The following is a 22,601-nucleotide window of genomic DNA, read 5'->3' on the forward strand; positions in this document are numbered from 1 at the left end:
CGCGAAGGAGTTGTACACCATGGATTGGCGTAGTCGTGCCGCGTGTCTCGAACGCGACCCCGAGCTGTTCTTCCCGGTGGGAAACACCGGCCCCGCTCTGTTGCAGATCGAGGAGGCGAAGAGCGTGTGCCGGCGCTGCCCGGTCATGGACACCTGCCTGCAGTGGGCCATCGAGACCGGCCAGGACGCCGGTGTGTGGGGTGGCATGAGCGAGGACGAGCGCCGCGCGATGAAGCGGCGCGCCGCCCGCGCTCGTCGCGCCAGCTGAACCCTCGTCTCCGCCTGATGGCCTGCCCTCCTCGGGGTGCGGGCCATCAGTCATCTCCAGGACGAGATCGCTGAGCTGTCGCTGCCCGGCTCGTCGTCCGTAGCCCACGAAACGTGCGCCCGTCCGGACGGGCGCGACGCCCGCTCAGTCGTCGTCGGCGTTGCGCATCGGGATCGTGACGCGGACCAGGGTCCCACCGGCGGCCCGCGGCTCCCAGCCGATCGTGCCCGCGAGTTCGCTGCCCACCAGCGTGCGCACGATCTGCATGCCCAGCCCCTCGTGTTCGGGCGCGTAGCCGGAGCGGGCGGCGCCCGGTGCGGGAGGGCGCTGGGTCAGGCCGACCCCGTCGTCCTCCACCGTGACCGTGAGCGCCTCCGGCTGCTCCTCCGACGGCGTGCGGCGCGCGGTCACCGTCACGGTGCCGGAGCTCTCCCGCAGCCCGTGCTCCACCGCGTTGGTCACCAGTTCGTTGATGACGAGCGCGAGCGGAGTCGCCAGGTCGCTGCGCAACTCGCCGAACCGGCCGACCAGGGCGGTGCGCACCTGCTGCTCGGGTGACGCCACCTCGGCGGCGAGCCGGATCTGCCGGCCGATCAGTTCGTCGAAGTCGACGTTCTGGGCGAGCCCCTGCGAAAGGGTCTCGTGCACGAGCGCGATCGTCGCGACGCGGCGCATCGCCTGCTCGAGCCCCTGCCGCCCCTCCTCGGACTTCATCCGCCGGGACTGCATCCGCAGCAGCGCGGCGACCGTCTGCAGGTTGTTCTTCACGCGGTGATGGATCTCGCGGATCGTCGCGTCCTTGGACACCAGCTCCATGTCGCGACGCCGGAGCTCCGAGACGTCCCGGCACAGCACCAGCGCCCCGAACCGGTCGTCGCTGTCCCGCAGCGGGATCGCCCTCAGCGTCAGGCTCACACCCCGGCTCTCCACCTCGGTGCGCCACGGCATCCGCCCGGTCAGCACCAGCGGAAGGGTCTCGTCCACCAGCCGCTGGTCGCGCAGCAAGGACGTCGTCACCCGCGCGAGGGACTGGCCCTCGAGCGTGTCGACCTCACCGAGCCGCCGGAAGGCGGACACCGCGTTCGGGCTCGCGTACTGCACGGTGCCCTCGACGTCGAGGCGGATCAGCCCGTCCCCCACCCGGGGGGCGCCGCGGCGGGTGCTCGTGGGGGTGGCGAAGTCGGGCCACAGGCCCAGCGTGCACATCCGCAACAGGTCGAACGCGCACTGCCGGTACGTCATCTCCAGCCGGGACGGCAGCCGGGCGTTGGACAGGTCAAGATGGCTGGTGATGACCGCGAGGGCCCGCCCGTTGCGCACCATCGGCACCGCCTCGACCTGCGTGCCGTGCTCGTCGGCCCAGTCCGTCGCCGAGCTGCGCTCGATCTGCCTGCTCACCTCCGCCCGGGCCACCAGGGGCGCCAGGTCCGCCGGGATCCGGTCCCCGACCGGGTCCGTGTGGAACACCGTGTGCGAGGTGGACGGGCGGACGTGCGCCACGGCCGTGTACCCACCGTCCCCGTCGGTGAACCAGAGCACCAGGTCGGCGAACGCCAGGTCCGCGACGAGTTGCCAGTCCCCCACCAGCAGGTGCAGCCATTCGGCGTCCCCCGGCCCGAAATCGGCACGTCTGGTCATGGGGTCGGTGAAGATGGCCATGTCACCTCCGGACGATGGAGCGGAGCAGTCGCAGCGCCACCGACAGCGACGCCATGTCGTCGGTCTGCCGGGTGGTCGCTTCATTGAACATACTGCGCACCCGGTCCAGTCGCTCACCGTTGAGCTCCTGCCACCGCTCCAGTCGCGCCGGCCCGTCCGCGTCGGGCGTGTCCGCCGTCGTCTCGATCACCGTGGTGGTCAGGTCGGCGACGGTGGAGTAGAGGTCCTCGCGCAGGGCCGCCCGGGCGAGGGCCTGCCACCGGTCGAGCCGGGGCAGCCGGGTGATCCGCTCGAGCAGGTCGTCCACCTCGAACCGGTCGTAGATCGCGAAGTACGTGTTCAGCACCAGCTCCACCGGGTACCCGTTCTGCCGAGCGAGTTCGGCGACGTCGAGCAGGGCGTAGCTCTCGAACAGACCGGCCCACCGGGTGGCCAGGCCGTCCGGAACGCCGCCGTCGACCGCGTGCCGGTACCAGCTGCGCTCCCGTTCGAGGTCCGTGCCGCGCAGGAACCGGCCGATGCCCTTGCGCAGCGGGTCGATCACCGGCTCGAACAGCTCGACGGACCGGCCGATCCTCTCGTCGGCGTACCCGTGCGTGACGAACCACCGCACCGCGCGGTCCAGCAGGCGCCGCAGGTCGGAGTAGATCTGGCACCACGTCTCGGTCGGCACGCCGGCCGGCACCTCGGTGAGCATCCGGACGACGTCGTCGAGCGCGTAGATCCGGCGCAGCGAGGTGAACGCCCGGGCGATCGACGCCTCGTCGACGCCGGTCTCCTCCATCGCCCGGAAGGCGAAGGTGATGCCGCCGATGTTGACCATGTCGTTGGCGATGGCGGTCGCGATGATCTCGCGGCGCAGCGGATGGGCGAGCACCTCGTCGGCGAACCGGTCGCGGATGGGCGACGGGAAGTAGGCCAGCAGCGTGTCCTCGAACCAGGGGTCGTCCGGCACGTCGCTGCGCAGCAGGGCGCCGGTGAGCTGGATCTTCGCGTACGCGGCGAGCACCGACAGCTCCGGGGACGTCAGGCCCCGGCCGTTCGCGATCCGCTGCTCGACCTGCTCGGTGGTGGGCAGGAACTCGAGGGCCCGGTCGAGGTCGGCGTGTTCCTCGAGCCAGTCCATGTGCCGTTCGAAGCTCGGCGCCCACTCGGGCCCGTGCTGCTTGTCGTTGAGCAGCAGCAGGTTCTGGTCGACGTTGTCGGTCAGCACCAGGTCGGCCACCTCGTCCGTCATCGACTGCAGGAAGCCGGCGCGCTCGTCCGGGTCCAGCCGGCCGGCCCGGACCGCGGCGTCGACGAGGATCTTGATGTTGACCTCGTGGTCCGAGCAGTCGACGCCCGCGGAGTTGTCGATCGCGTCCGTGTTCAGCACGACACCGGTCAGGGCCGCCTCGATCCGGCCGCGCTGGGTCATCCCGAGGTTGCCGCCCTCGCCGATGACCCGGGCGCGGACGTCGGCGCCGTCGATCCGGATGGCGTCGTTGGCCTTGTCGCCGACGGAGGCGTTCGTCTCGGTGGACGCCTTGATGTAGGTGCCGATGCCGCCGTTGTAGAGCAGGTCGACGGGGGCGGCGAGCACGGCCCGCAGCAGCTCCGGCGGGCTGAGCTGGGTGACGCCGTCGGGCAGGCCGAGGACGGCCCGCACCGGGTCGGAGACGGGGATCGACTTGGCGGTCCGCGGGTACACGCCGCCGCCGGCGCTGATCAGGCTCGCGTCGTAGTCCGCCCACGAGGAACGCGGCAGGTCGAACAGCCGGCGCCGTGCCGCGAAGGACGCGGCGGCGTCCGGGTCCGGGTCGAGGAACACGTGCCGGTGGTCGAAGGCGGCCACCAGGCGAATGTGCTCGGAGAGCAGCATGCCGTTGCCGAACACGTCGCCGCTCATGTCGCCGATCCCGACGACGGTGAAGTCGTCCGCCTGCGTGTCGGTGCCGAGCTCCTTGAAGTGCGCCTTGACGGACTCCCAGGCGCCGCGGGCGGTGATGCCCATGGCCTTGTGGTCGTACCCGACGGAGCCGCCCGAGGCGAAGGCGTCGCCGAGCCAGAAGCCGTACTCGGCGCTGATCCCGTTGGCCGTGTCCGAGAACGAAGCGGTGCCCTTGTCGGCGGCGACCACGAGGTACGGGTCGTCCGCGTCGTGCCGGACCACGTCGGCGGGGGCGACGACCCGCACGGTGCCGTCGTCGCCGGTCACCCGGTTGTCGGTCACGTCCAGCAGCGCCCGGATGAAGGTGCGGTACGCGTCCTGGCCGGCCTCCAGCCAGGCGGCGCGATCGACGGCCGGGTCCGGCAGCCGCTTCGGGTAGAAGCCGCCCTTCGCCCCGGTGGGCACGATGACGGCGTTCTTCACCGTCTGCGCCTTGACCAGACCGAGGATCTCCGTGCGGAAGTCCTCCTGCCGGTCGGACCAGCGCAGCCCGCCGCGGGCGACGGCGCCGAACCGCAGGTGCACGCCCTCGACCTCGGGCGAGTACACCCAGATCTCGAACGCCGGCCGCGGGGCGGGCGCGGACGCGATGTCCCGGGTCGCCAGCTTGAAGGCGAGGTGGGTGCTGCCCTGGTAGAAGTTGGTGCGCAGCGTGGCGTCGATGACCTCGGCGAACGCGCGCAGCAGCCGGTCCGCGTCCAGGGTCGCCACCGCCTCGATCGCCGTGTCCAGCGTGGCGCGCGCCTCCGCCCGGCGGGCGATGCGGGCGGGGTCGTCGGCGGCGCCGAGCGCCGGGTCGAACGCGGCCTCGAAGACGGCCACGAGGGCGCGGGCGACATCGGGGTTGGCCAGCAGGGTGTCGGCCATGAAGCCGTACGAGCTGGTGCTGCCGAGCTGGCGCAGGTACTTCGCGTACGCCCGCAGCACCTGCACCTGCCGCCAGCGCAGACCCTCGGCGAGGATCAGCCGGTCGAACCGGTCGGTCTCCGTCGCGCCGGCCGTGGCGGCCCGGAACGCGTCCGCCAGGTCGACCGCGCCGGTCATCGGGTCGATCCCCGCCGGGTACTTCAGCCCGAGGTCGTAGAGGTGGAACGTGGCGCCGTCGGCCCGTTCGACGCGGAACGGTCGTTCGTCGAGCACCTGCAGACCGAGGTTGTGGAACACGGGCAGCAACGCGGTCAGCGAGCGGGGCTCGGTGAGGTAGATCTTCAGCCGGGCGTCAGCGGCGGCGGCGGGCCCGCCGTCGTCGATGCTCGCGGCGTCCGGACGGCGCAGCACGAGCTGCGGGTGCCCGCTCGCCTCGGCCTCCTCGAAACGGCCGATGTCCTCGAGGGCGTCCTCGACCTCGAAGTCCGCCCGGTAGGCGGCCGGGAACGCCTCCGCCCACTGGCCGGCCAGGCGGCTGACCTCGGTGAGGTCGGTGCGGGTGCGCAGCACCTGGTCGATGCCCTCGGACCAGGAGCGGCCGGCGCGCTGCACCCGCCGCTCCAGATCGTCGACGTCGACGTCGCGGACCTCCACGCCCTGGGGCAGCCGGATCCGGAAGTACAGCCGAGCGAGCACGGACTCACTCATGCGCGCCTCGAAATCGATGGATTCGGCGCCCAACGCGGCGGTCAGCTCGTTCTCGATCCGGTGCCGCACGCTCGTGGTGTAGCGGTCGCGGGGCAGGTAGACGAGCACGGAGACGAACCGGCCCCACACGTCGGTGCGCAGGAACAGCCGGGTGCGGCGCCGCTCCTGCAGGTGCAGGATCGCCGTCGCCGTCTCGATCAGCTCGGGCGTGCTGATCTGGAACATCTCCTCGCGCGGGTAGGTCTCGAGGATGTTCTTCAGGTCCTTGCCGGAGTGCGAGTCCGGCGGGAAGCCGCAGTGCCGCAGCACCGCGTCGACCTTCTCCCGCACCAGGGGGATGTCCTGCACGGACCCGGTGAAGGCACCGGCGGCCAGGACCCCGAGGAACAGCTTCTCGCCGATCACGTTGCCGGCGGCGTCGAAGTCCTTGACGCCGATATAGTCCAGCCAGGCCGGCCGGTGCACGGTGGAGCGGGAGTTGGCCTTGGTGATGACGAGCGCCGTCTTCTCCCGGGCCTTGCGCTCCCCCGCGCTGGTGAGCTGATGCTGCACGTGCTCGGCGTGCCGGAGCACCCCGAGGGCGGTGCCCGGCCGGTTGACGAGCAGCTCGTGACCGTCGCGTTCGACCAGGTCGTGCTCCCGGTAGCCGACCAGGGTGAAGTTGTCGTCCGCGAGCCAGCGCAGCAGCTCCGCCCCGCTGGTGCGGGCGGTGATGGTGGGGTCGGTCAGCGCTTCCAGGCCCTCGGCCGCGCGGAGCAGCGCCTCGCGCATCGGGGTGAAGTCCTCGACGACGGCGCTGACGTCGCCGAGGACGCGGCGGACGCCGTCGACGAGGGCGTCCCGTGCCTCGGTGGACTCCACCCGGGCGGACTCGACGGCGATCCATGACTCGACGATGCTGACGGTGTCCCCGGACTCGGCGTCGGCCACGCGGGCGGCGACCCGCGGCAGTGCGGCGGTGTCCCCGCTGGAGACGCCGCTGTGGCTGGGGACCTTCTCCACGCCACGCAGCCGGCCGGTGGATCGGTCCCGGGTGACGATGAACGTGGGGTGGCTGACCTGGCGGATGGCCGCGTGGTGGCGGGCGATCTCGGCGACGACGGAGTCGACGAGGAACGGCATGTCGTCGGTGACCACGTAGAGGACGGTCGCGTCGGGTTCGGAGTCGGCCAGCACGAGCGCCTCGCCCCGCTGCCGGGTGGCGGCCAGCTCCTGGTGCCGGTGGATGCGCTGGACCAGGGCGTCCTGTTCGTAGGACGCGAGGTCCTCGGCGGAGAGGTGCTGGTAGTAGTTCCGCACGAACGCGTCGTCGGCGGCGGGATCCACGGTGGTGGCTCCCGCGGACGAGGCGGGTCGAGGGGACTGTTCTCCGGCAGACATCGGGGGTGACCTCCGTACGCATCGGTGTCGCGTCCGCGCCGTTGCGGACGTCACCGTCGAGCCTAGCCCGGGGCGTGACAGGCGTCATGGGCGCCTCGCCCTGCCGGCGCCCGGGTTCTTGTGCAGGTGCCCGGCGGCTCCTCGGGATCTCCCGCGCGGGCTGCGGCGGCCGTCAGGTCCCACCCGCCGCCGTCGAGGCACCAGCCGCCGGCCCCCGGCGGAACCACCGCCACCGGGCCGGTTCCTCGACGGGCTGCCGGGCCAGCGTGGCCGGGGCGAGCGCGCGGATGCCGGCGCGCAGCGCACTGGTCGGCGCCGACTCGCGCAGCACCGTACCCCCGAGCAGGGCGGCGTCGGCGGCAGGGTCGGCGGGCAGCAACGCCGCGATCGGCAGGTCCGGCCCGTACCGCTCCCATGCGCCGAGGATCTGCTGTCGACTGCCCCGGCCGACGGTCTCGCGCCGGACCCGGTTGATCGCGACGACCGGGGCCGCCGTCGGGACCGCCTCGGCGAGGTCGGCCAGGCCCTTGACAAGCCGCGGCAGCCCGATCGCGTCGGCCGCGCCGACCGCGATGACGACGTCCGCGGCCTCCAGGGACCGCAGGGTCGCGCCGTTGCGTCGGGGAGCCACGGTGTCGAAGCTCAGTTCCTCATCGGCCTCGAGGCAGAAGCCGCAGTCGATCACGGTGGCCGGGGCCGTGGCGCGGCACAGGTCGAGAACCGCTCCCAGCGCCGACGGCCGCAGTTCCGGCCACCGATCCGGCCGGGTGACGCCGGTGAGCGCGCGCAGCCGACCCCCGCCGACGACGACGTCCGCGGCCACCCGGTGCAGGGCGGTCGGGTCGAGCAGTCCCTGGTCGGCCAGCCGGCAGGCCTGGGCCACCGGCGCCGTCTCGTCCAGCAGGCCGAGCATGACCGCGGTGCTGGAGCCGTAGGTGTCGGCGTCCACGAGGTACGCCGTCCCGAGGTCGGCCGCCAGCTCGGCGGCCAGGTTGACGGCGATGGTGCTGCGGCCCGGCGCCCCCGTCGGCCCCCACACGGCGATCACCAGGCCCGGTTCGTCCCCGTCCGGCCCGCTCCCGGGCTCCTCCGCGGTCCGCAGGCCCGTCCCGCCACCGAGTTCGGCACCGGGGACGCCGGTGACGTCGCCGATGCCGCCGGTGTCCGCATCCGCGTCGTCGCGCCCGGACCGGGCCGGGCGACCGGTCCGGCCGGCGGATGCCGGTGCATCGGCGGTCGAGCCGGAGCCCGGTTCCGGCCCCTCCGCCGGGTCCGATGCCCGGCGGTCCATGGACGCCGGGGCGTCGGGCCGGGAGCCGTCGCCGGACCACCCGCCGGACCACTGGCCGTCGGCATCACCATCGAGATCGCCATCGCGACCGGGACGGGGCCCGGGTCGACCCCCTGCCACGGCGGTCAACACCGCCGCGGCCAGTTCCTCCGTGCCGACGGCGGGCGGCAGGATCACGACGCCGAGCGCGGCCCACCGGTCCGCTCGCTCCCGGTCGGCGGAGAGGACCAGGACGGGCACGCCGCCGGCGATCAGCCGGTCCAGCAGGTGCCCGGGCAGGTCGTCCTCCGGCCCGGCGATCACGGCGACCTCCGCCAACCCGCTCTCGCAGACCGCCAGCAGCTCCGCCAGGTCGGCACACCGGCGCACGACCGTCACCGGACCGCGCAACCGCTCCAGCCCGGCGACGTGGTCCGCCGGCGCGTCGCCGAGGATCGCGAGCGGGACGCTCATCGGGCGGCCGGGTTCCAGACCACGGAGATCCGCGCTTGATTCCCCAGCGCGTTCAGGATCTGCGGCATCGTGGCGTCGTCCACGAGGACCTGGAGCACGGTCTGCCGGGACGCGCCCAGCGCCGACGTCGTCGTGGTGACCTCGGCGATCTCCGCACCCGGCAGCAGGCGCACGGGTTTGAGGTAGGAGTTCGGGCTCGTGCCCGGCATCGCGACCCACACGTCGACGCGCGCGCCGGCCACCGCCTCACGCGGGAGGGCCTCGGTGATGGTGATGGCGACCGGCTTGCGGTCCAGCGCGTCGGGCCGGCCGATCGCGGACGCGGCGACGAGTTCTCCGCGCGGGACGTGACGGGTGACGACGGCGCCGTCCGCGGGCATTCCACTCGGGCCGAGGTAGGCCGGCTGCGCGTCGCCGAGCCGGACCCGGGTGACGACCAGATCGTCAGGGCGCAGGGGTTGGCCCACGGTCAGGTCCGTCCGCGCCGCGTACACCTCGGTGCTGCGGTCCAGTCCGGCGACGAGTGCGACGACGCCGGCCACGGAGGCGACGACCAGCAGCACGCCCAGGAGCAGGCGCGGATCCTTCCATGACGGCCGCTTCAGGCGCGGCGTCCCGGACGCGGGACGAGCGGTCACCGTGCTCATCGTCTCCCCCTCGACGTGCCCCGCCCGGGGGCACCGTGGTCCTTACTGTAGACGGCGGGCGCGGCCCGGTCACCGGCTGCCGAGCAGCTGTGGACAACAGGCGGACCCGCCCGCCCGGGATGCCAGAATGGGGAGGGAGAACGACGACCGGCCCGGGAGGTGCATGATGCCCCGTTTCCTCACGCTCAGCGACGTCTGCGAGGAGCTGCAGATATCCTCGGCGCAGGCCTACGCGCTGGTCCGCAGCGGCGAGCTCCCGGCGATCCAGGTCGGCGGTCGCGGTCAGTGGCGCGTGGAGCAGACCGTCCTGGACGCCTACATCGAGGACAAGTACGAGCAGACCCGACAGCAGGTGGCACGCGAGCGCACCCGCTGACCGGCGGTCCTGACCGAGCCACCGGTCAGCGGGCCGGTGAGCTGATCCGCAGGCACGCGGCCATCGGCACGGTGGTCGTCCCTCCGGGGCGGCGGTCCGGACGGAGTTCTCCCGGATGCACCGGTGTCAGGTCGACGAAGTCGCGACCCACCCGTTCGATCCGTCCGCGCACGGCCGTCGACGGCTGACCCGCCGCCAGGGTGGCGGTGACGAGGGCGCGATCCCGGCTCAAGCCCCGCAGCGCGGAGGCCAGGCTGAGCCGGTCCCCCACCGACGTGGGGGGCGGTGCCGTCGCCCGGTGGAGCCCCTCCCACGACCGGCACCAGCCGACCGCCAGGATGACGTCCTGGGGCCCGGAGCGCAGGCACACCCAATCGGCCCCGGTGAACCCGACGACCCCGGTCACCATATCCCCGTCGGCCTGCAGCGTGCGGACGTGCGCGCCGGTGCTCGCCCTCAACCGGCCGGCGAGCGTGACGCTCTGCTGGTCGATCCGCGTGCGCTCGGCGATCTCACTCTCGCGGGCGCGATCCTGCAGGCTCTCCCACTGACTCTGCAGGTCCTCGAAGAGGGCATCCCACCTCATGTCCACACGGTAGCGCCGAACTCTTTACGCACCATGAACCAAGTGCTACAAATGGCATCAAACACCATCAAACGATGGGATCGAGGACACGCGATGGAACGAGAACCGCGGCGGTGCGCGATCGGGCGACCACCGGTACGCCGGCGGTCCGGCACCGCGATCCTCGTCGATCTGGCCCCCGCACTGGCGGTGCTGGCCCTCGGCGGCATGAACGCCGTCGTCGGCGGGCTGCTGCTGAGCCGACTGGGCGAGGCACCGGCCGTGTCGGCGTCGGCCGTGTCGGCACCCTTCGGCGACGCCGGGGTCGAGGTCGCCGTGGGCGCCGTCGTCTCGCTGGTGGGGGTCGGCGTGACGGGATGGTGGGTCCTGTGCCTGCTCGTCACCCTGACCGCGGAGCTGCGGGGCCGGTGCGGCCGGACCTCCACCGTCCCGGCCGGGCTGAGCCCGGTCTTCATCCGGCGGCTCGTGGCGGTCCTGCTCAGTGCGCAGCTGGTGGCCGGCACGACCACCACGGCCGTCGCTGCCGTCGCGGCGCCCACGGTCACCTCCGCGCCGATCCTCACCGCGGCCGGCGGCGTCGCCGCACCACGACCGGACCCGGGTGCGGATCCCTGGTTCGTGCCGCGAGCACCCGCCGTGCAGGACGAGACTCTGCTGGTGCGGCCTCCCACGCGCACGACACCGACGAACGGGACGACGGCGACGGTCATGGCCGGGGACACGTTGTGGTCCCTCGCCGCTCGCCAGCTCGGCCCGCTGGCCACCGACCTGGAGATCGCCCGGCAGTGGCCGCGGTGGCACGAACTCAACCGCGAGGTGATCGGCCCGGACCCGGGCCTGATCCGCCCCGGCCAGATCCTGCAGGTGCCGTCCGCTGGCGGCCCCAGCGTGGAGGGAGAAGGACGATGAGCACGAGAGCCCACGCCGCCACCGCGCTACCGGTGACGGACACGGCGGGGGCCGCGACGCCCCCACCGATCACCACCCGGTGGGTGCCCGCCCAGCGTACCGGTGCTCCGCCGGTCAGGCGCCATCCTGCGGCGGTCGCCCCTCTCACCCCGGTGGCCCCGGCCGGGGCCGGGGAGCGCGGCCGGGAGCCGGCGCGGGTGCTGCCGCTGGAGGACGAGACGACGCGGCGGGTGATCGCCCAGACGCGCGCGATCGGCCAGGCGATCCTGGAGGTCCTCGCCGGTGCGCGGCCTGCCGCACAACTGGTGCGCTGGATGGATCCGGCCGTGCACGAGGCGCTGGTCCTGCGCGCGGACCTCATCCGCGCCGCGACGGCCCGCGCGGCCGCCGCCCGAGCCTCCGGCGCCGCGCCTCACCCCGGCAGGACCGGGCACCCGGCCGCCGCGCCGTCGGACGACCGGCGACCGCCGTTGCGGCAGGCCGCGGTGCGGTCGGTGCACGCCTGCCGGGTCACGGCCCGCTGTTACGAGATGAGCCTGGTGGTCGACGAGCCCGTTCGGAGCCGCGCGATGGCCCTGCGCTTGGAACTGCGGCACCTGCAGTGGCGCGTGACCGCCCTGCAGCTCGGCTGACCGACCCACGCAACGACGGCGCGGGCCCGGCCCACCGGCCGAACCCCCGTCGTCCCTCGTCGGGCAGGACGTCAGCGCCGCTTCTTCTTGTTCTTCTTGTTCGTGCCCTTCTGGGACGCCTTCGACGGGGCGGTACTGGTCGACGTGCCGGTCGACGTGCTCGTGGCCGCCCCAGCGGCCGACGTGCCGTCCGACGACGCGGACGACGTCGGGCGCGAACCTCGCGCCACGGAGGCGAGCGCCGCGGCGGCCCGCTCCACGTGGGTCTCGACGTCGCCGGTCTCCGTCGGGGCGGAGAGCTGCAGCTGGGCCGGCCGCTCGGGAGCCTCGAGGCCGGCGGCGGCCAGCGCCGCCTGGTCCGGCACGCCGTCGCCGTCGGTGTCGATCTGCTCGACCCGCACGTCGAGGTTGAACAGGAAGCCGATGGTCTCCTCGCGGATGGACTCCATCATCTGCTGGAACATGGTGAAGCCCTCGTTCTGGTACTCCACCAGGGGGTCACGCTGCGCCATCGCGCGCAGCCCGATGCCCTCCTTGAGGTAGTCCATCTCGTAGAGGTGCTCCTGCCACTTCCGGCCGATCACCGAGAGCACGACGCGGCGCTCCAGCTCGCGCATGTTCTCCTCGCCGATCGCCGCCTCCCGCTTCTGGTAGGCGATCTTCGCGTCGGAGAGGATCTCCTCGAGCAGGAAGTCGGGCTTGACGTTGCCCTTGCCGCCGGCCTCCGCGGCGATCTCGTCCTGCGTCAGGCCCACCGGGTAGAGCGTCTTGAGGTTGGCCCAGAGCAGGTCCCAGTCCCAGTCCTCGCTGTGACCCTCGGCGGTCGCGGCCTCGACCACGTCCGTGATCACGCCGGTGAGGAAGTTCTCGACCATGCCCTCGAGGTTCTCGCCCTCGAGGATCCGGCGCCGGTCCCCGTAGATGGCCTCGCGCTGCCGGTTGAGCACGTCGTCGTACTTGAGCACGTTCTTGCGCTGCTCGGCGTTGCGGGACTCCACCTGCGACTGGGCGGACTGGATGGCGCGGGAGACGATCTTCGCCTCGATCGGCACGTCGTCGGGGATGGCGGAACTGTTCATCAGCCGCTCGGCCGCGCCGGAGTTGAACAGTCGCATCAGGTCGTCGGTCAGCGACAGGTAGAACCGGGACTCGCCCGGATCCCCCTGCCGGCCGGAGCGGCCGCGCAGCTGATTGTCGATGCGGCGGGACTCGTGCCGCTCGGTTCCGAGCACGTACAGCCCGCCGAGCTCGAGCACCTCCGCGTGCTCGGCCTGCACCGCCTGGTTCGCCTTCTCCAGGGCGGCCGGCCACGCCGTCTCGTACGCCTCGGGGTTCTCGTTCGGGTCCAGCCCGCGCTCGTGCAGGGCGGCGATGGCGTTGTGCTCGGCGTTGCCGCCGAGCATGATGTCGGTGCCGCGGCCGGCCATGTTGGTGGCCACGGTGACGGCGCCCTTCCGGCCGGCCTGGGCGACGATCGCCGCCTCACGGGCGTGGTTCTTCGCGTTGAGCACCTCGTGCCGGATGCCCCGTTTGGCCAGCTGCGCGGAGAGGTACTCGCTCTTCTCGACGCTCGTGGTGCCGACGAGGACGGGCTGACCCGCGTCGTGCCGCTGCGCGATGTCCTCCACCACGGCGTCGAACTTGACCTTCTCGTTCTTGTAGACGAGGTCGGTGCGGTCCTGCCGGGCCATCGGCTTGTTCGTCGGGATGACCACGACGCCGAGCTTGTACGTGTTGACGAACTCGGCGGCCTCCGTCTCGGCGGTGCCGGTCATTCCCGAGAGCTTCTCGTACAGGCGGAAGTAGTTCTGCAGGGTGATCGTGGCGAGCGTCTGGTTCTCGGCCTTGATCTCGACGCCCTCCTTGGCCTCGATGGCCTGGTGGACGCCCTCGTTGTAGCGCCGGCCGGCGAGGATGCGGCCGGTGTGCTCGTCGACGATGAGCACCTCGCCGTCGAGCACGACGTAGTCCTTGTCGCGCTTGAACAGCTCCTTGGCCTTGATGGCGTTGTTGAGGAACCCGATCAGCGGCGTGTTCGCCGACTCGTAGAGGTTGTCGATGCCGAGGTAGTCCTCGACCTTCTCGATGCCGCCCTCGAGCACGCCGACGGTGCGCTTCTTCTCGTCGACCTCGTAGTCGGTGCCGGCGGTCAACCGCAGCACCACCTTGGCGAACTCGCCGTACCAGCGGTTGGCGTCCCCGGACGCGGGCCCGGAGATGATCAGCGGGGTGCGCGCCTCGTCGATGAGGATCGAGTCCACCTCGTCGACGACGGCGAAGTGGTGGCCGCGCTGGACCAGCTCGTCCGGCGCCCACGCCATGTTGTCGCGCAGGTAGTCGAACCCGAACTCGTTGTTCGTGCCGTAGGTGATGTCCGCCGCGTACTGCTCCCGACGCTGCGCGGGGTCCATGTTCGCCAGGATGCAGCCGGTGGACATGCCGAGGAACCGGAAGACGCGGCCCATCAACTCGCTCTGATACCCGGCCAGGTAGTCGTTGACCGTGACGACGTGCACGCCCTTGCCGGTCAGCGCGTTGAGGTAGGCCGGCGCGGTGGCGACGAGCGTCTTGCCCTCACCGGTCTTCATCTCGGCGATGTTGCCCAGGTGCAGGCCGGCGCCGCCCATCAGCTGGACGTCGAAGTGCCGCTGCCCGAGGGTGCGGCCGGCGGCTTCGCGGACCGCGGCGAAGGCCTCGGGCAGCAGATCGTCGAGCGTCTCCCCGTCCTGGTACCGCTGACGCAGGGTGTCGGTCTCCTCCCGCAGTTCGGCGTCGGACATCTCCCGGAAGTCGTCCTCGAGGGCGTTGACCGCGTCCACGTAGGACTGCAATCGCTTGAGGGTCTTCTTGTCGCCCGTGCGGAGAACCCGTTCGATCAGGGATGGCACAGCTGTTCGCTCCTGCGTGGTCGCCTCGTTCTGGACAGCGCGGATCCCGTGGCCACGGTTCCGCGCTGCGCCGAGTCTACGCGAGGCGTCCGACCGCGAGCTCAGCGTCTCCTCAGCGCCGGCCGGGTGCCCGGGCGACGGCCGCGGCCAGGGCCGGGGCCAGGTCCCCGCGCGGGGCCACCGCCACGTCGTCGAGGTCGAGCCAGCCCGCCATCACGCCCAGCTCCGCGGCCAGCTCGTCGGCCGTGTGCTGCGGCGCCTTCGGCTCGGCGAACGCCGCCTGCACCAGCAGGGTGCGGTGCTGCCGGTCCGCCTTGAGGTCGACGCGGGCCACCAGCCGGTCTCCCAGGAGGAACGGCAGCACGTAGTAGCCGTGCTCGCGGCGGTCGGGCGGGGTGTAGATGCCGATCCGGTAGTGGAATCCGAACAGCTGCTCGACGCGCGGCCGGTGGAAGATCAGCGAGTCGAACGGGCTGAGCAGCGCCCGGGCCTCGACCCGGCGCGGGCGGCGGGCCGCGGTGTGCAGCCAGTGGGGCTGGTCCAGGCCGTCGACGGTGACCGGGACGACGACGCCGTCGGCGGCGAGCCGGGTCAGGGAGTCCGTGGCCGCCTGCACCGGCATCCGGAAGTAGTCGGCGACGGAGCGGGTGGTGCCCACGCCGAGGGCGCGCGCCGCCGCCTCGGTGAGCCGGTCCGCCGCGGCCGCCGGGTCCGGCTCCGGCGCGCCCCGCACCGCGGGCGGCAGTACCCGTTCCGTGAGGGTGTAGCGGCGCTCGAACTGCGCGGTCCGGCCCGCTGCGCCGACGACACCGCGCTCGAACAGGTGCTCGAGCACCCGCTTCGTGGGCGTCCAGTTCCACCCCCACGCGACCCGGTCGACCGCGTGGTCGTGGTCGAGCGCGACGGCGAGGGCGGAGGCGGTCATCGGCCGGGACCGGCCGAGCGTCTCGACCAGCCCGGCGGCGATCTGCTCGTGCTCCGCCGCCGCCTCCTCGGGCAGCGCGGACAGACCGACCCAGCGACGGCGCTGCCACACGCGCAGGTCCGCGAAGTGCTCGGGGCGGATGTAGCTGGCCTCGTGCGCCCAGTACTCCATCAGCCGGCGCGGCGGCCGCTCACTGAGCCGGTGCAGCAGGTCCCGGTCGTACGGGCCCAGGCGCGCGAGCACGGGCAGGTAGTGGCTGCGGCACAGCACGTTGACCGAGTCGATCTGCAGCAGGTGGATGCGGCGCAGCAGGGCGGCGATGTGGGCGGAGGTGACCCGCCCCGAGGTCGGTCGCTGCCCGTGCGGCACCTCCAGGGCCTGTGCCGCGATGGCGATGCGCCGAGCGGCGGCCGGGCCGAGTCGGGTGACCACGGGCGTGCTTCCCCTCCTGATGGGCGGCAAGGACGGTGACGGCGACGGAATCGGTGCCCGGCCCGTTGCCGGGACGGGGAACGGGCCACGGCCCGAGGGGGTCGTGGCCCGTTCCGGCTGCCCGGCGTCAGGCGGTGGTGGCCGACCGGTAGGTCAGCTCCTCCTCCTGCACGTCGGCGTTCTCGTCGCAGGCCTCGTCGAGGGAGATCACGCCGTAGGTCCAGCCGCGGCGGCGGTAGACCACCGAGGGTGTGTTCGTGCTCTCGTCGATGAAGAGGTAGAAGTCGTGGCCGACCATCTCCATGGCGTCCACGGCGTCGTCGAGGGAGAGTCGCGCCGCGGGGAACACCTTCCGGCGGATGGTGACCGGGGACTCGCCGGTCTGCTGGTCCGGCACCGCGTCGGCCACCCGGCCGTCGACGTCGTCCGCGGTCTGCAGGTAGAGCGGCGTGTCCGCGCGGACCACGGGCAGGGAGGCGGTGGCCTCGTGGACGGCGGTGGGGCGCTGGTGGCCTCCGTGATGGACCTTCTTGCGGTCGCGAGCCCGGCGGAGCCGCTCGGCCAGCTTCTTGGCGGCGGCGTCGAACGCGGCGAACTTGTCCTCCGAGGCGGCCTCGGCCCGGATGACGGGCTTGAGGCCGAGGACGGTCAGTTCGATGGTGACGGCGGAGGGCTGTTTCGTCACCTTGGCTTCGAGACGGTGCCGCGACTCGACCAACGGTTCGATCTTGGCGATCTTCTCCTCCGCGTACTCGCGGTACCGGTCGGACACCGTGACGTTGCGACCGTAGATGGAAAAGTCCATGGTGATCTCCGCTCTGTAGTCGGTGACACAACGGCACCGGCTCATCCGACGGACGCCGTTGCGGTGTCTCCTCGACACCTGACCCCACGTTAGTGGAGCGACACTGCTTTTTCACCCGGTGCTCACCTTCCCGTCACCGGATCACGGCCCCTTCGCCGCCAGCGCGGGCGTCACCGCGCCGCGTGGGCTCACCGCGCCCGGGCGCGGCGTGAGGGCTGGTCAGCGCCCCCGACCGGGTGCCGGCACCGCGGCGACGACGGCGGCCCCGTGGACCGGCACGCCCGCGGCGGCCAGCGCACGACGGGCCTCGGCCAGGGTGGCGCCGGTGGTCAGCACGTCGTCCACGAGCAGCACGACGGACCCCGGCGGCACCGGAATGCGACGGCCCCCGCGGCGCACCCGCATGCTGCCGGCGAGTCGGCGCGCCCGAGCGCGTCGACCCGCACCGCGGTGCGCCCCGGCGCCCGGGCGGCGCATCCCGCGTCGCCCCGTCAGCGAGGAGAATCCCGCCGCCCACGGTGGGCTCCCGAGGGCCGGCCACCACCGGGTCGTCAGGCACGGCATCAGCACGGTGCCGGGCGGCAGCAGGCCACGGCGCAGCGCCGACCGGAGCAGCACCCCCACCGGGTGGTAGCCCCGTCGCCAGCGTGCGCGCCGGCGGATGGGCACCGCGACCAGCAGCAGCGGGCCGTCCCGGGCCTGCGCGCCGGCCCGCCGGGCGGCCACGGCGACCGCGCGGCCGAGGGCGGCCGCGACCGGGGGGGCCAGATCGGTGCGCCCGTGGTCCTTGAACGCCAGCAGCACCGCGTCCGTGCGACCGGCCCGGTAGTTTCCGGCCGCGGTGACCGCCAGGGCCGGGGCCACCGGCAGGCCCGGGGCGGACGCCTCCGCGGCGAACGGTCGGGCGGTGGCGCGCCGCAAGCGCGCGGCGCACCGTCGGCAGAGCGAGACGTCGATCCGCCCACAGCCCGGGCACCAGACGGGCAGGAGCAACGCGAGGAAGGCCAGGATGCCGGCCTCCACCGCCCCGGCGAGCAGCCGCAGCCGGGCGAACCGGGGCCAGGGGCCCCGGTGTCGCGGCGAGGTGTCGAGCTCCATCCCCCGAGCGTGCCCCGTCGGTCCACCGCGCGTGGGTGCGACGCCGGCCGCTGGGGACGACGCGGGGCTGGGGAGGGAGAACCCTCAGCCGGCGAAGGCGGTGTCGAGCACCCCGGTCGCCTGGTTGGACCAGGTGGTGTCCACGCGGACCAGCAGCTCCTGCCCGTACTGCAGGTAGATCTCCTGGGTGCCGTTGCCGCCGGCCAGGGAGGTCGCCCCGCGCACCGGCGCCAGCTCCTGGGACTGTCCGCTGAGCGAGAGCACCTCCGGCGTCACGGTCGACTTGTCCGACGCGGCCATCACCACGACCTCGGTGTCGCCGAGCCACACCGCCGTGTTGACCGGGTGGGCGGTGCGGATGGGCAGCGCCGACGTGAGCTCCCGCGGCGTGCCGTCCGCGGCCCGGCGCACCCCGCTGAGCCACAGGGAGGACTTCCCGTCGTCGACCGTCACGATCAGCGCCCGCGCGCCGTCCCGGGAGAGGCGCAGGCTGGTGATGGTCCTGCCCCGCAGCCACGGGGCGCTGACCTCGTTCACCCCGCCGCCGGGCCGGGCGGCGGGGGCCGTGTGCACCAGTCCCGCGCCGGAGCCGTCGGCGGTCCATAGCCAGTCGAACGGGTCGAAACTCGGCCGGGTCAGCGCCGTGCCGGTGAACACGGTGCCGCGGGTGCCGTCGGTGGACGTGCTCAGCAGGCGGCGCCGGTCGGAGCTGAGGTAGGCGAACCGGCGCTGGTCGTAACTCATGGCCGGGTCGATCGGCTTGTCCGCCGCGACCGAGCCGATGCCGTCGATCGGTCGGTAGCCCCCGCCCTGGTAGAGCACGAGTTCGTCCCGGACGACCGCCACCTGGCTGGCCGGGACCTGCTTCTCCTTGACCGGGGCGCTGCGCGCCGCCTCACCGGCGTCGATGTCGAGCGGACGCTGGTTGATCAGCAACCGGACCGAGCTGATGCTGTCGAGCACTCCCACGAGTGTGCCGGAGAGCTGATTGAGCATCCGCTCACGCTGCTTCTGGTCGGACGAGTCGAGCACCTGCTGCGGCAGGTCGACCTCGGCCGCCCCGGAGACGATGGGCACCGACGGGGTGTTCAACGTCGTCCCCTCGGGGAACGCGCTGACCACGGCGCCCTTGAGGTAGTCGGCGGGACCGTTCAGCAGCACCCGGACCAGGGAGGTGGTGACCCGGGGTCCGCGCACGAACCACCGCACGTCGGGCACCGCGTAGGTGTAGGTGGGGTCGTAGAAGGCCAGCGAGTACGCGTCGAAGAGCAGCCCGAAGTCCCGCACCTGCAGCATGATCCCGTCCGGGACCTTGCCGATCCGCCACTGCCCGTCGACCTTCTGCAGCGTCACGTCGAGGGACTCGGTGGCGCCCTCGGCCGCGTTCCGGTAGATGCCCTGGTCGTCGACCGTGGCGGTGACCGCCATCACCAGTCGCACCGTGCTCGCCGACGGCGTGGTGACCACGCGCGGTGCGGACGAGAGGACGAGCGTGCGCTGGTCCGGCTTCCACGTGCTCGAGAGGGCCGGCGTCAGGTAGCTCCGCGCGACCGCGTACTCGTCCGCGCTGCCGACGCCGGCGCGGATGAAGCCCTGCACGATGGCCTGCGGGCTGCCGTTCTCCTGCGGCCCGCTGGGGGCGGGACCCTGCTGATTCTGCTGGCCCGCGTTGCCGGAGTCGTTGCTCAACCCCACCGGGCCGCTGGTGGGGATGGACGAGCAGCCGGTGAGCAGCAGGAGCGCGGCCAGCACGAGCACGAGCACGCGGCGGGACCGGCGCGCGCTCATCGGGCGCCTCCCGCCACGGTGCCGCCCGACGTCGTCCCGGCCCGCTCCCCCGCCGGCGTCGACTCCCCCGGCCCGCCCGGCCCGTCGTTCCGCGGACCGTCGAGCGTGCCGTCCCGCGGGCCTGCCGCCGTCCCGTCGGGCTCGGCGGGGGCGGCCGTCGAGGCCGCGTCGGAGCGCTCGTCGAGCACGACGGTCGCGTCCGCGTCGGCCGGGTCGAGGATGACGGCGGTGTCCTCCGTGTCCACGGCGGGCACCGGTGCGTCCGGCGGCTCGAGGGCCAGCGGCTCGTCGACGAGCTCCTCGCCGCGCCGGCGCGGCAGCAGGATCCGGAAGTTGGAGCCGTGACCGGCCAGGCCCCACGCCTGCAACCGGCCGTGATGGAGGTTGACGTCCTCCGTGGCGATGGACAGGCCCAGTCCGCTGCCCCCCGTGGTCCGGGCCCGCGCGGGGTCGGCGCGCCAGAAGCGGTCGAACACGTGGGCGACGTCCTCCGGGGTCATGCCGATACCGTGGTCCCGCACCGTCACGGCGACGGCGTTGTCCGTCGCCGCGACGCGCACCTGGATCGGCCGGCCCTCGCCGTGCTCGATGGCGTTGACCAGCAGGTTCCGCAGCACGCGCTCGATCCGTTTGGCGTCCATCTCGACCATGCAGGTGTCCTCGTCGAGTTGCACCTCGATGGTGGACCCGACGTTCTCCGCGAGGATCGCGGTGCCGTCCTGGACGCTGCGGACCACGGCGTTCAGGTCGGCGTCGCCGATGTCGAGCACCGCCGCTCCGGCGTCGAAGCGGGACATCTCCAGCAGGTCGGCAAGCAGGTTCTGGAACCGCTCGACCTGGTGATAGAGCAACTCGGCGGACCTCTTGTTGATCGGGTCGAAGTCGTCGCGCGCGTCGTAGAGCACCTGGGAGGCCATCCGCACCGTGGTCAGCGGGGTGCGCAGCTCGTGGGAGACGTCGGAGACGAACCGCTGCTGCATGCGGGACAGCTCGGCCAGGGCGGTGATCTGGTCCTGGAGGTTGCCGGCCATGTGATTGAAGGAGGCGCCGAGGCGGGCGAGCTCGTCCTCGCCCTCGACGTTGATGCGTTCCTCCAGCTGACCGGCCGCCAGCTTCTCGGCCACGTCGGCGGCGTCGGAGACGGGGGCGACGACCGCGCGGGTGACGAACCAGGCGATCGCGCCGACCGCGAGCAGCAGCACCGCGCCGCCCACCCAGAGGGCACCGTGGATGTAGCTGAGGGTGTCCTGCGCCTCCGACAGGTTGTAGATCAGGTACAGCTCGTAGTTGGTGCCCGGGGGCACCCGCACGATCCGGCCGACGGCGATGGCGGGCACGTCCGAGCTGCCGACCGGCAGCGCGATGGATTGGTAGTACTGGCCGTCGTCGCGCCGCACCGCCTCGCGCAGCTCTTCGGGGATGACGGCGGAGGTGATCTGGGAGTCGTCGCTGCGGGCGGTCTCCACCCAGCGCTGGCCCTGCTCCCCGGGCTTCTGCAGCAGCAGGAACATGCGGCGCGTGGACCCGCTGTCGCCCTCGAGCACCTTGAGCGTGTTGTAGATGGTCTGCTGACCGGTCGCCTGGTCGTTCGTCTCGGCCCGGTCGAAGATCGCCTGCACCTCGTCGAAGCCGCGCCGCGACTCCTGTTCGGCCTGGTAGAGCCGCTCGCTGAACAGCGCGGACGAGATCTCATGCGAGAGGAAGGCCCCCACCATGGCGAACGCGATCAGGGTCATGCCCATGGTGAGCAGCACGGTGCGGAACTGCAGCGAGTGCCGCCACCGGGACACGAGTTTGAGCCCGCTGGACCGGGTCGAACGCCACACCCGTTCGATGCTGGTGCGCCGCGGCCGGTGCCGCGTCAGCCGCACCCGGTAGGACCCGGTGCGCCGGGTCGCCCGGCCGCCGGGCGCCGCCGACGGGGCTGGCCCGCTCCGCCGCTGGGTGCTCGTCGCTGGCACGTTCTCTCCCCGTTCCTTCACGCCGGCCCGGGCCGGCGCGGGGCCACCGCGTCAGCTCTGTCCGGCCTTGTATCCCACGCCCCGCACGGTCAGCACGACCTCGGGAGCCTCGGGATCTTTCTCAATCTTGGACCGAAGCCGCTGAACATGCACATTGACGAGGCGAGTGTCGGCGGCGTGCCGGTACCCCCACACCTGCTCCAGCAGCTGGTCGCGGGTGAAGACCTGCCACGGCTTCCGGGCCAGCGCGACCAGCAGATCGAACTCGAGCGGAGTCAGGGCGATGGTCCGCGACCCGCGGCGCACCGAGTGGCCGGCGACGTCGATCGTCACGTCCGCGACGGTGAGGGTCTCCGGCGGCTTCGTCTCGCCCGGCCGCAGCCGCGCCCGCACCCGGGCGACCAGCTCCGCCGGCTTGAACGGCTTGGGCACGTAGTCGTCGGCCCCGGACTCGAGGCCGCGCACGATGTCGGAGGTGTCCGACTTGGCGGTGAGCATCACGACGGGGACGTCGGACTCGCTGCGGATCTGCCGGCACACCTCGATGCCGTCCAGCCCCGGCAGCATCAGGTCCAGCAGCACCAGGTCGGGCCGGCTGTTGCGGAACACCTCCAGTGCCTGCGCCCCGTCCGCGCAGAACGAGGGCTCGAACCCGTCGTTGCGCAGAACGATGCCGATCATCTCGGCCAGCGCCTCGTCGTCGTCCACCACGAGAATGCGTCCCTTCATGCCCTCATCCTCGCAAACCCGCCGCCGTTTCCCGTACTCGCGACGTCCGTCCGGCGCGCCCCGGGGCGGCCACGGACGCCGGCGGCAGCCATGGCCGGATCGCCCCCGCGATACCGGGCCGGACGATCAGCCGCACCGACACGTGGACAGCGGGACAGCCGCCGGTCGCGACGCGGGTCGTCGCAGGTCAGCGCGATGCTGGCCAGCCGGACGGGTGCCCGATACGCTCGGGGCACGGGGCGGCGCCGGTCGGCGCCCGACGAGGGGGA

At 72.8% G+C, this 22,601-nt stretch carries 16 protein-coding genes; 4 read left to right on the forward strand and 12 right to left on the reverse strand.

What is annotated here, in order from left to right; genetic code table 11:
* Window positions 1-19: 19 nt before the first annotated feature.
* Entirely contained in the window at window positions 20-268 is a 249-nt protein-coding gene (locus tag IEX22_RS06495) for a WhiB family transcriptional regulator (RefSeq protein WP_076693750.1), read from the forward strand.
* Window positions 269-412: 144 nt separating this feature from the next.
* On the opposite strand, the gene IEX22_RS06500 is transcribed toward IEX22_RS06495, so the two are convergent.
* From IEX22_RS06500 to IEX22_RS06515, 4 genes are all read right to left on the reverse strand, one after another.
* Complete coding sequence (locus IEX22_RS06500; protein ID WP_188667520.1) at window positions 413-1,927, reverse strand: sensor histidine kinase; 1,515 nt, start codon at window positions 1,925-1,927, stop codon at window positions 413-415.
* A gap of 1 nt (window position 1,928) precedes the next feature.
* Complete coding sequence (locus tag IEX22_RS06505; protein ID WP_188667521.1) at window positions 1,929-6,812, reverse strand: NAD-glutamate dehydrogenase; 4,884 nt, start codon at window positions 6,810-6,812, stop codon at window positions 1,929-1,931.
* Window positions 6,813-6,984: 172 nt separating this feature from the next.
* A complete protein-coding gene (locus tag IEX22_RS06510) occupies window positions 6,985-8,556 on the reverse strand; it encodes a CpaE/TadZ family protein (protein ID WP_188667522.1) in 1,572 nt (523 codons plus the stop codon).
* On the reverse strand, window positions 8,553-9,203 hold the full coding sequence (locus tag IEX22_RS06515) for an SAF domain-containing protein (RefSeq protein WP_188667523.1): 651 nt from the start codon (window positions 9,201-9,203) through the stop codon (window positions 8,553-8,555). The genes IEX22_RS06510 and IEX22_RS06515 overlap by 4 nt, the downstream gene beginning before the upstream one ends.
* 166 nt (window positions 9,204-9,369) lie before the next feature.
* On the opposite strand from IEX22_RS06515, the gene IEX22_RS06520 reads away from it, so the two are divergent.
* Complete coding sequence (locus IEX22_RS06520; protein ID WP_188667595.1) at window positions 9,370-9,579, forward strand: helix-turn-helix domain-containing protein; 210 nt, start codon at window positions 9,370-9,372, stop codon at window positions 9,577-9,579.
* Window positions 9,580-9,604: 25 nt separating this feature from the next.
* On the opposite strand, the gene IEX22_RS06525 is transcribed toward IEX22_RS06520, so the two are convergent.
* A complete protein-coding gene (locus IEX22_RS06525) occupies window positions 9,605-10,165 on the reverse strand; it encodes a hypothetical protein (RefSeq protein WP_188667524.1) in 561 nt (186 codons plus the stop codon).
* Between the two features lie 93 nt (window positions 10,166-10,258).
* On the opposite strand from IEX22_RS06525, the gene IEX22_RS06530 reads away from it, so the two are divergent.
* Both IEX22_RS06530 and IEX22_RS06535 read left to right on the forward strand, forming a co-directional pair.
* Complete coding sequence (locus tag IEX22_RS06530; protein WP_188667525.1) at window positions 10,259-11,074, forward strand: LysM peptidoglycan-binding domain-containing protein; 816 nt, start codon at window positions 10,259-10,261, stop codon at window positions 11,072-11,074.
* Window positions 11,071-11,706 carry an Rv3235 family protein gene (locus tag IEX22_RS06535; protein WP_229659825.1) on the forward strand — a complete coding sequence of 212 codons (636 nt, stop codon included), beginning with the start codon at window positions 11,071-11,073 and terminating at the stop codon, window positions 11,704-11,706. Before IEX22_RS06530 ends, IEX22_RS06535 begins: the two co-directional genes overlap by 4 nt.
* Window positions 11,707-11,777: 71 nt before the next feature.
* On the opposite strand, the gene secA is transcribed toward IEX22_RS06535, so the two are convergent.
* From secA to mtrA, 7 genes are all read right to left on the reverse strand, one after another.
* Window positions 11,778-14,594, reverse strand: a complete 2,817-nt coding sequence (gene secA, locus IEX22_RS06540; protein ID WP_188667526.1) for a preprotein translocase subunit SecA — start codon at window positions 14,592-14,594, stop codon at window positions 11,778-11,780.
* A 112-nt stretch (window positions 14,595-14,706) separates the two neighbouring features.
* Window positions 14,707-15,951 carry a winged helix-turn-helix domain-containing protein gene (locus IEX22_RS06545; protein WP_188667527.1) on the reverse strand — a complete coding sequence of 415 codons (1,245 nt, stop codon included), beginning with the start codon at window positions 15,949-15,951 and terminating at the stop codon, window positions 14,707-14,709.
* A gap of 127 nt (window positions 15,952-16,078) precedes the next feature.
* On the reverse strand, window positions 16,079-16,756 hold the full coding sequence (hpf, locus tag IEX22_RS06550) for a ribosome hibernation-promoting factor, HPF/YfiA family (RefSeq protein WP_188667528.1): 678 nt from the start codon (window positions 16,754-16,756) through the stop codon (window positions 16,079-16,081).
* Window positions 16,757-16,975: 219 nt separating this feature from the next.
* Window positions 16,976-17,854, reverse strand: coding sequence for a phosphoribosyltransferase family protein (locus tag IEX22_RS06555; protein ID WP_188667529.1), 879 nt, complete (start codon window positions 17,852-17,854; stop codon window positions 16,976-16,978).
* A gap of 84 nt (window positions 17,855-17,938) precedes the next feature.
* Window positions 17,939-19,642, reverse strand: a complete 1,704-nt coding sequence (locus tag IEX22_RS06560) for an LpqB family beta-propeller domain-containing protein (protein WP_188667530.1) — start codon at window positions 19,640-19,642, stop codon at window positions 17,939-17,941.
* A complete protein-coding gene (mtrB, locus tag IEX22_RS06565; protein WP_229659826.1) occupies window positions 19,639-21,603 on the reverse strand; it encodes an MtrAB system histidine kinase MtrB in 1,965 nt (654 codons plus the stop codon). The genes IEX22_RS06560 and mtrB overlap by 4 nt, the downstream gene beginning before the upstream one ends.
* A gap of 51 nt (window positions 21,604-21,654) precedes the next feature.
* Complete coding sequence (gene mtrA / locus IEX22_RS06570) at window positions 21,655-22,332, reverse strand: MtrAB system response regulator MtrA (RefSeq protein ID WP_188667531.1); 678 nt, start codon at window positions 22,330-22,332, stop codon at window positions 21,655-21,657.
* Window positions 22,333-22,601: the final 269 nt, after the last annotated feature.

It is taken from the genome of Tersicoccus solisilvae, from assembly GCF_014643255.1.
In the GTDB taxonomy this organism is placed as follows: Bacteria; Actinomycetota; Actinomycetes; order Actinomycetales; family Micrococcaceae; genus Tersicoccus; species Tersicoccus solisilvae.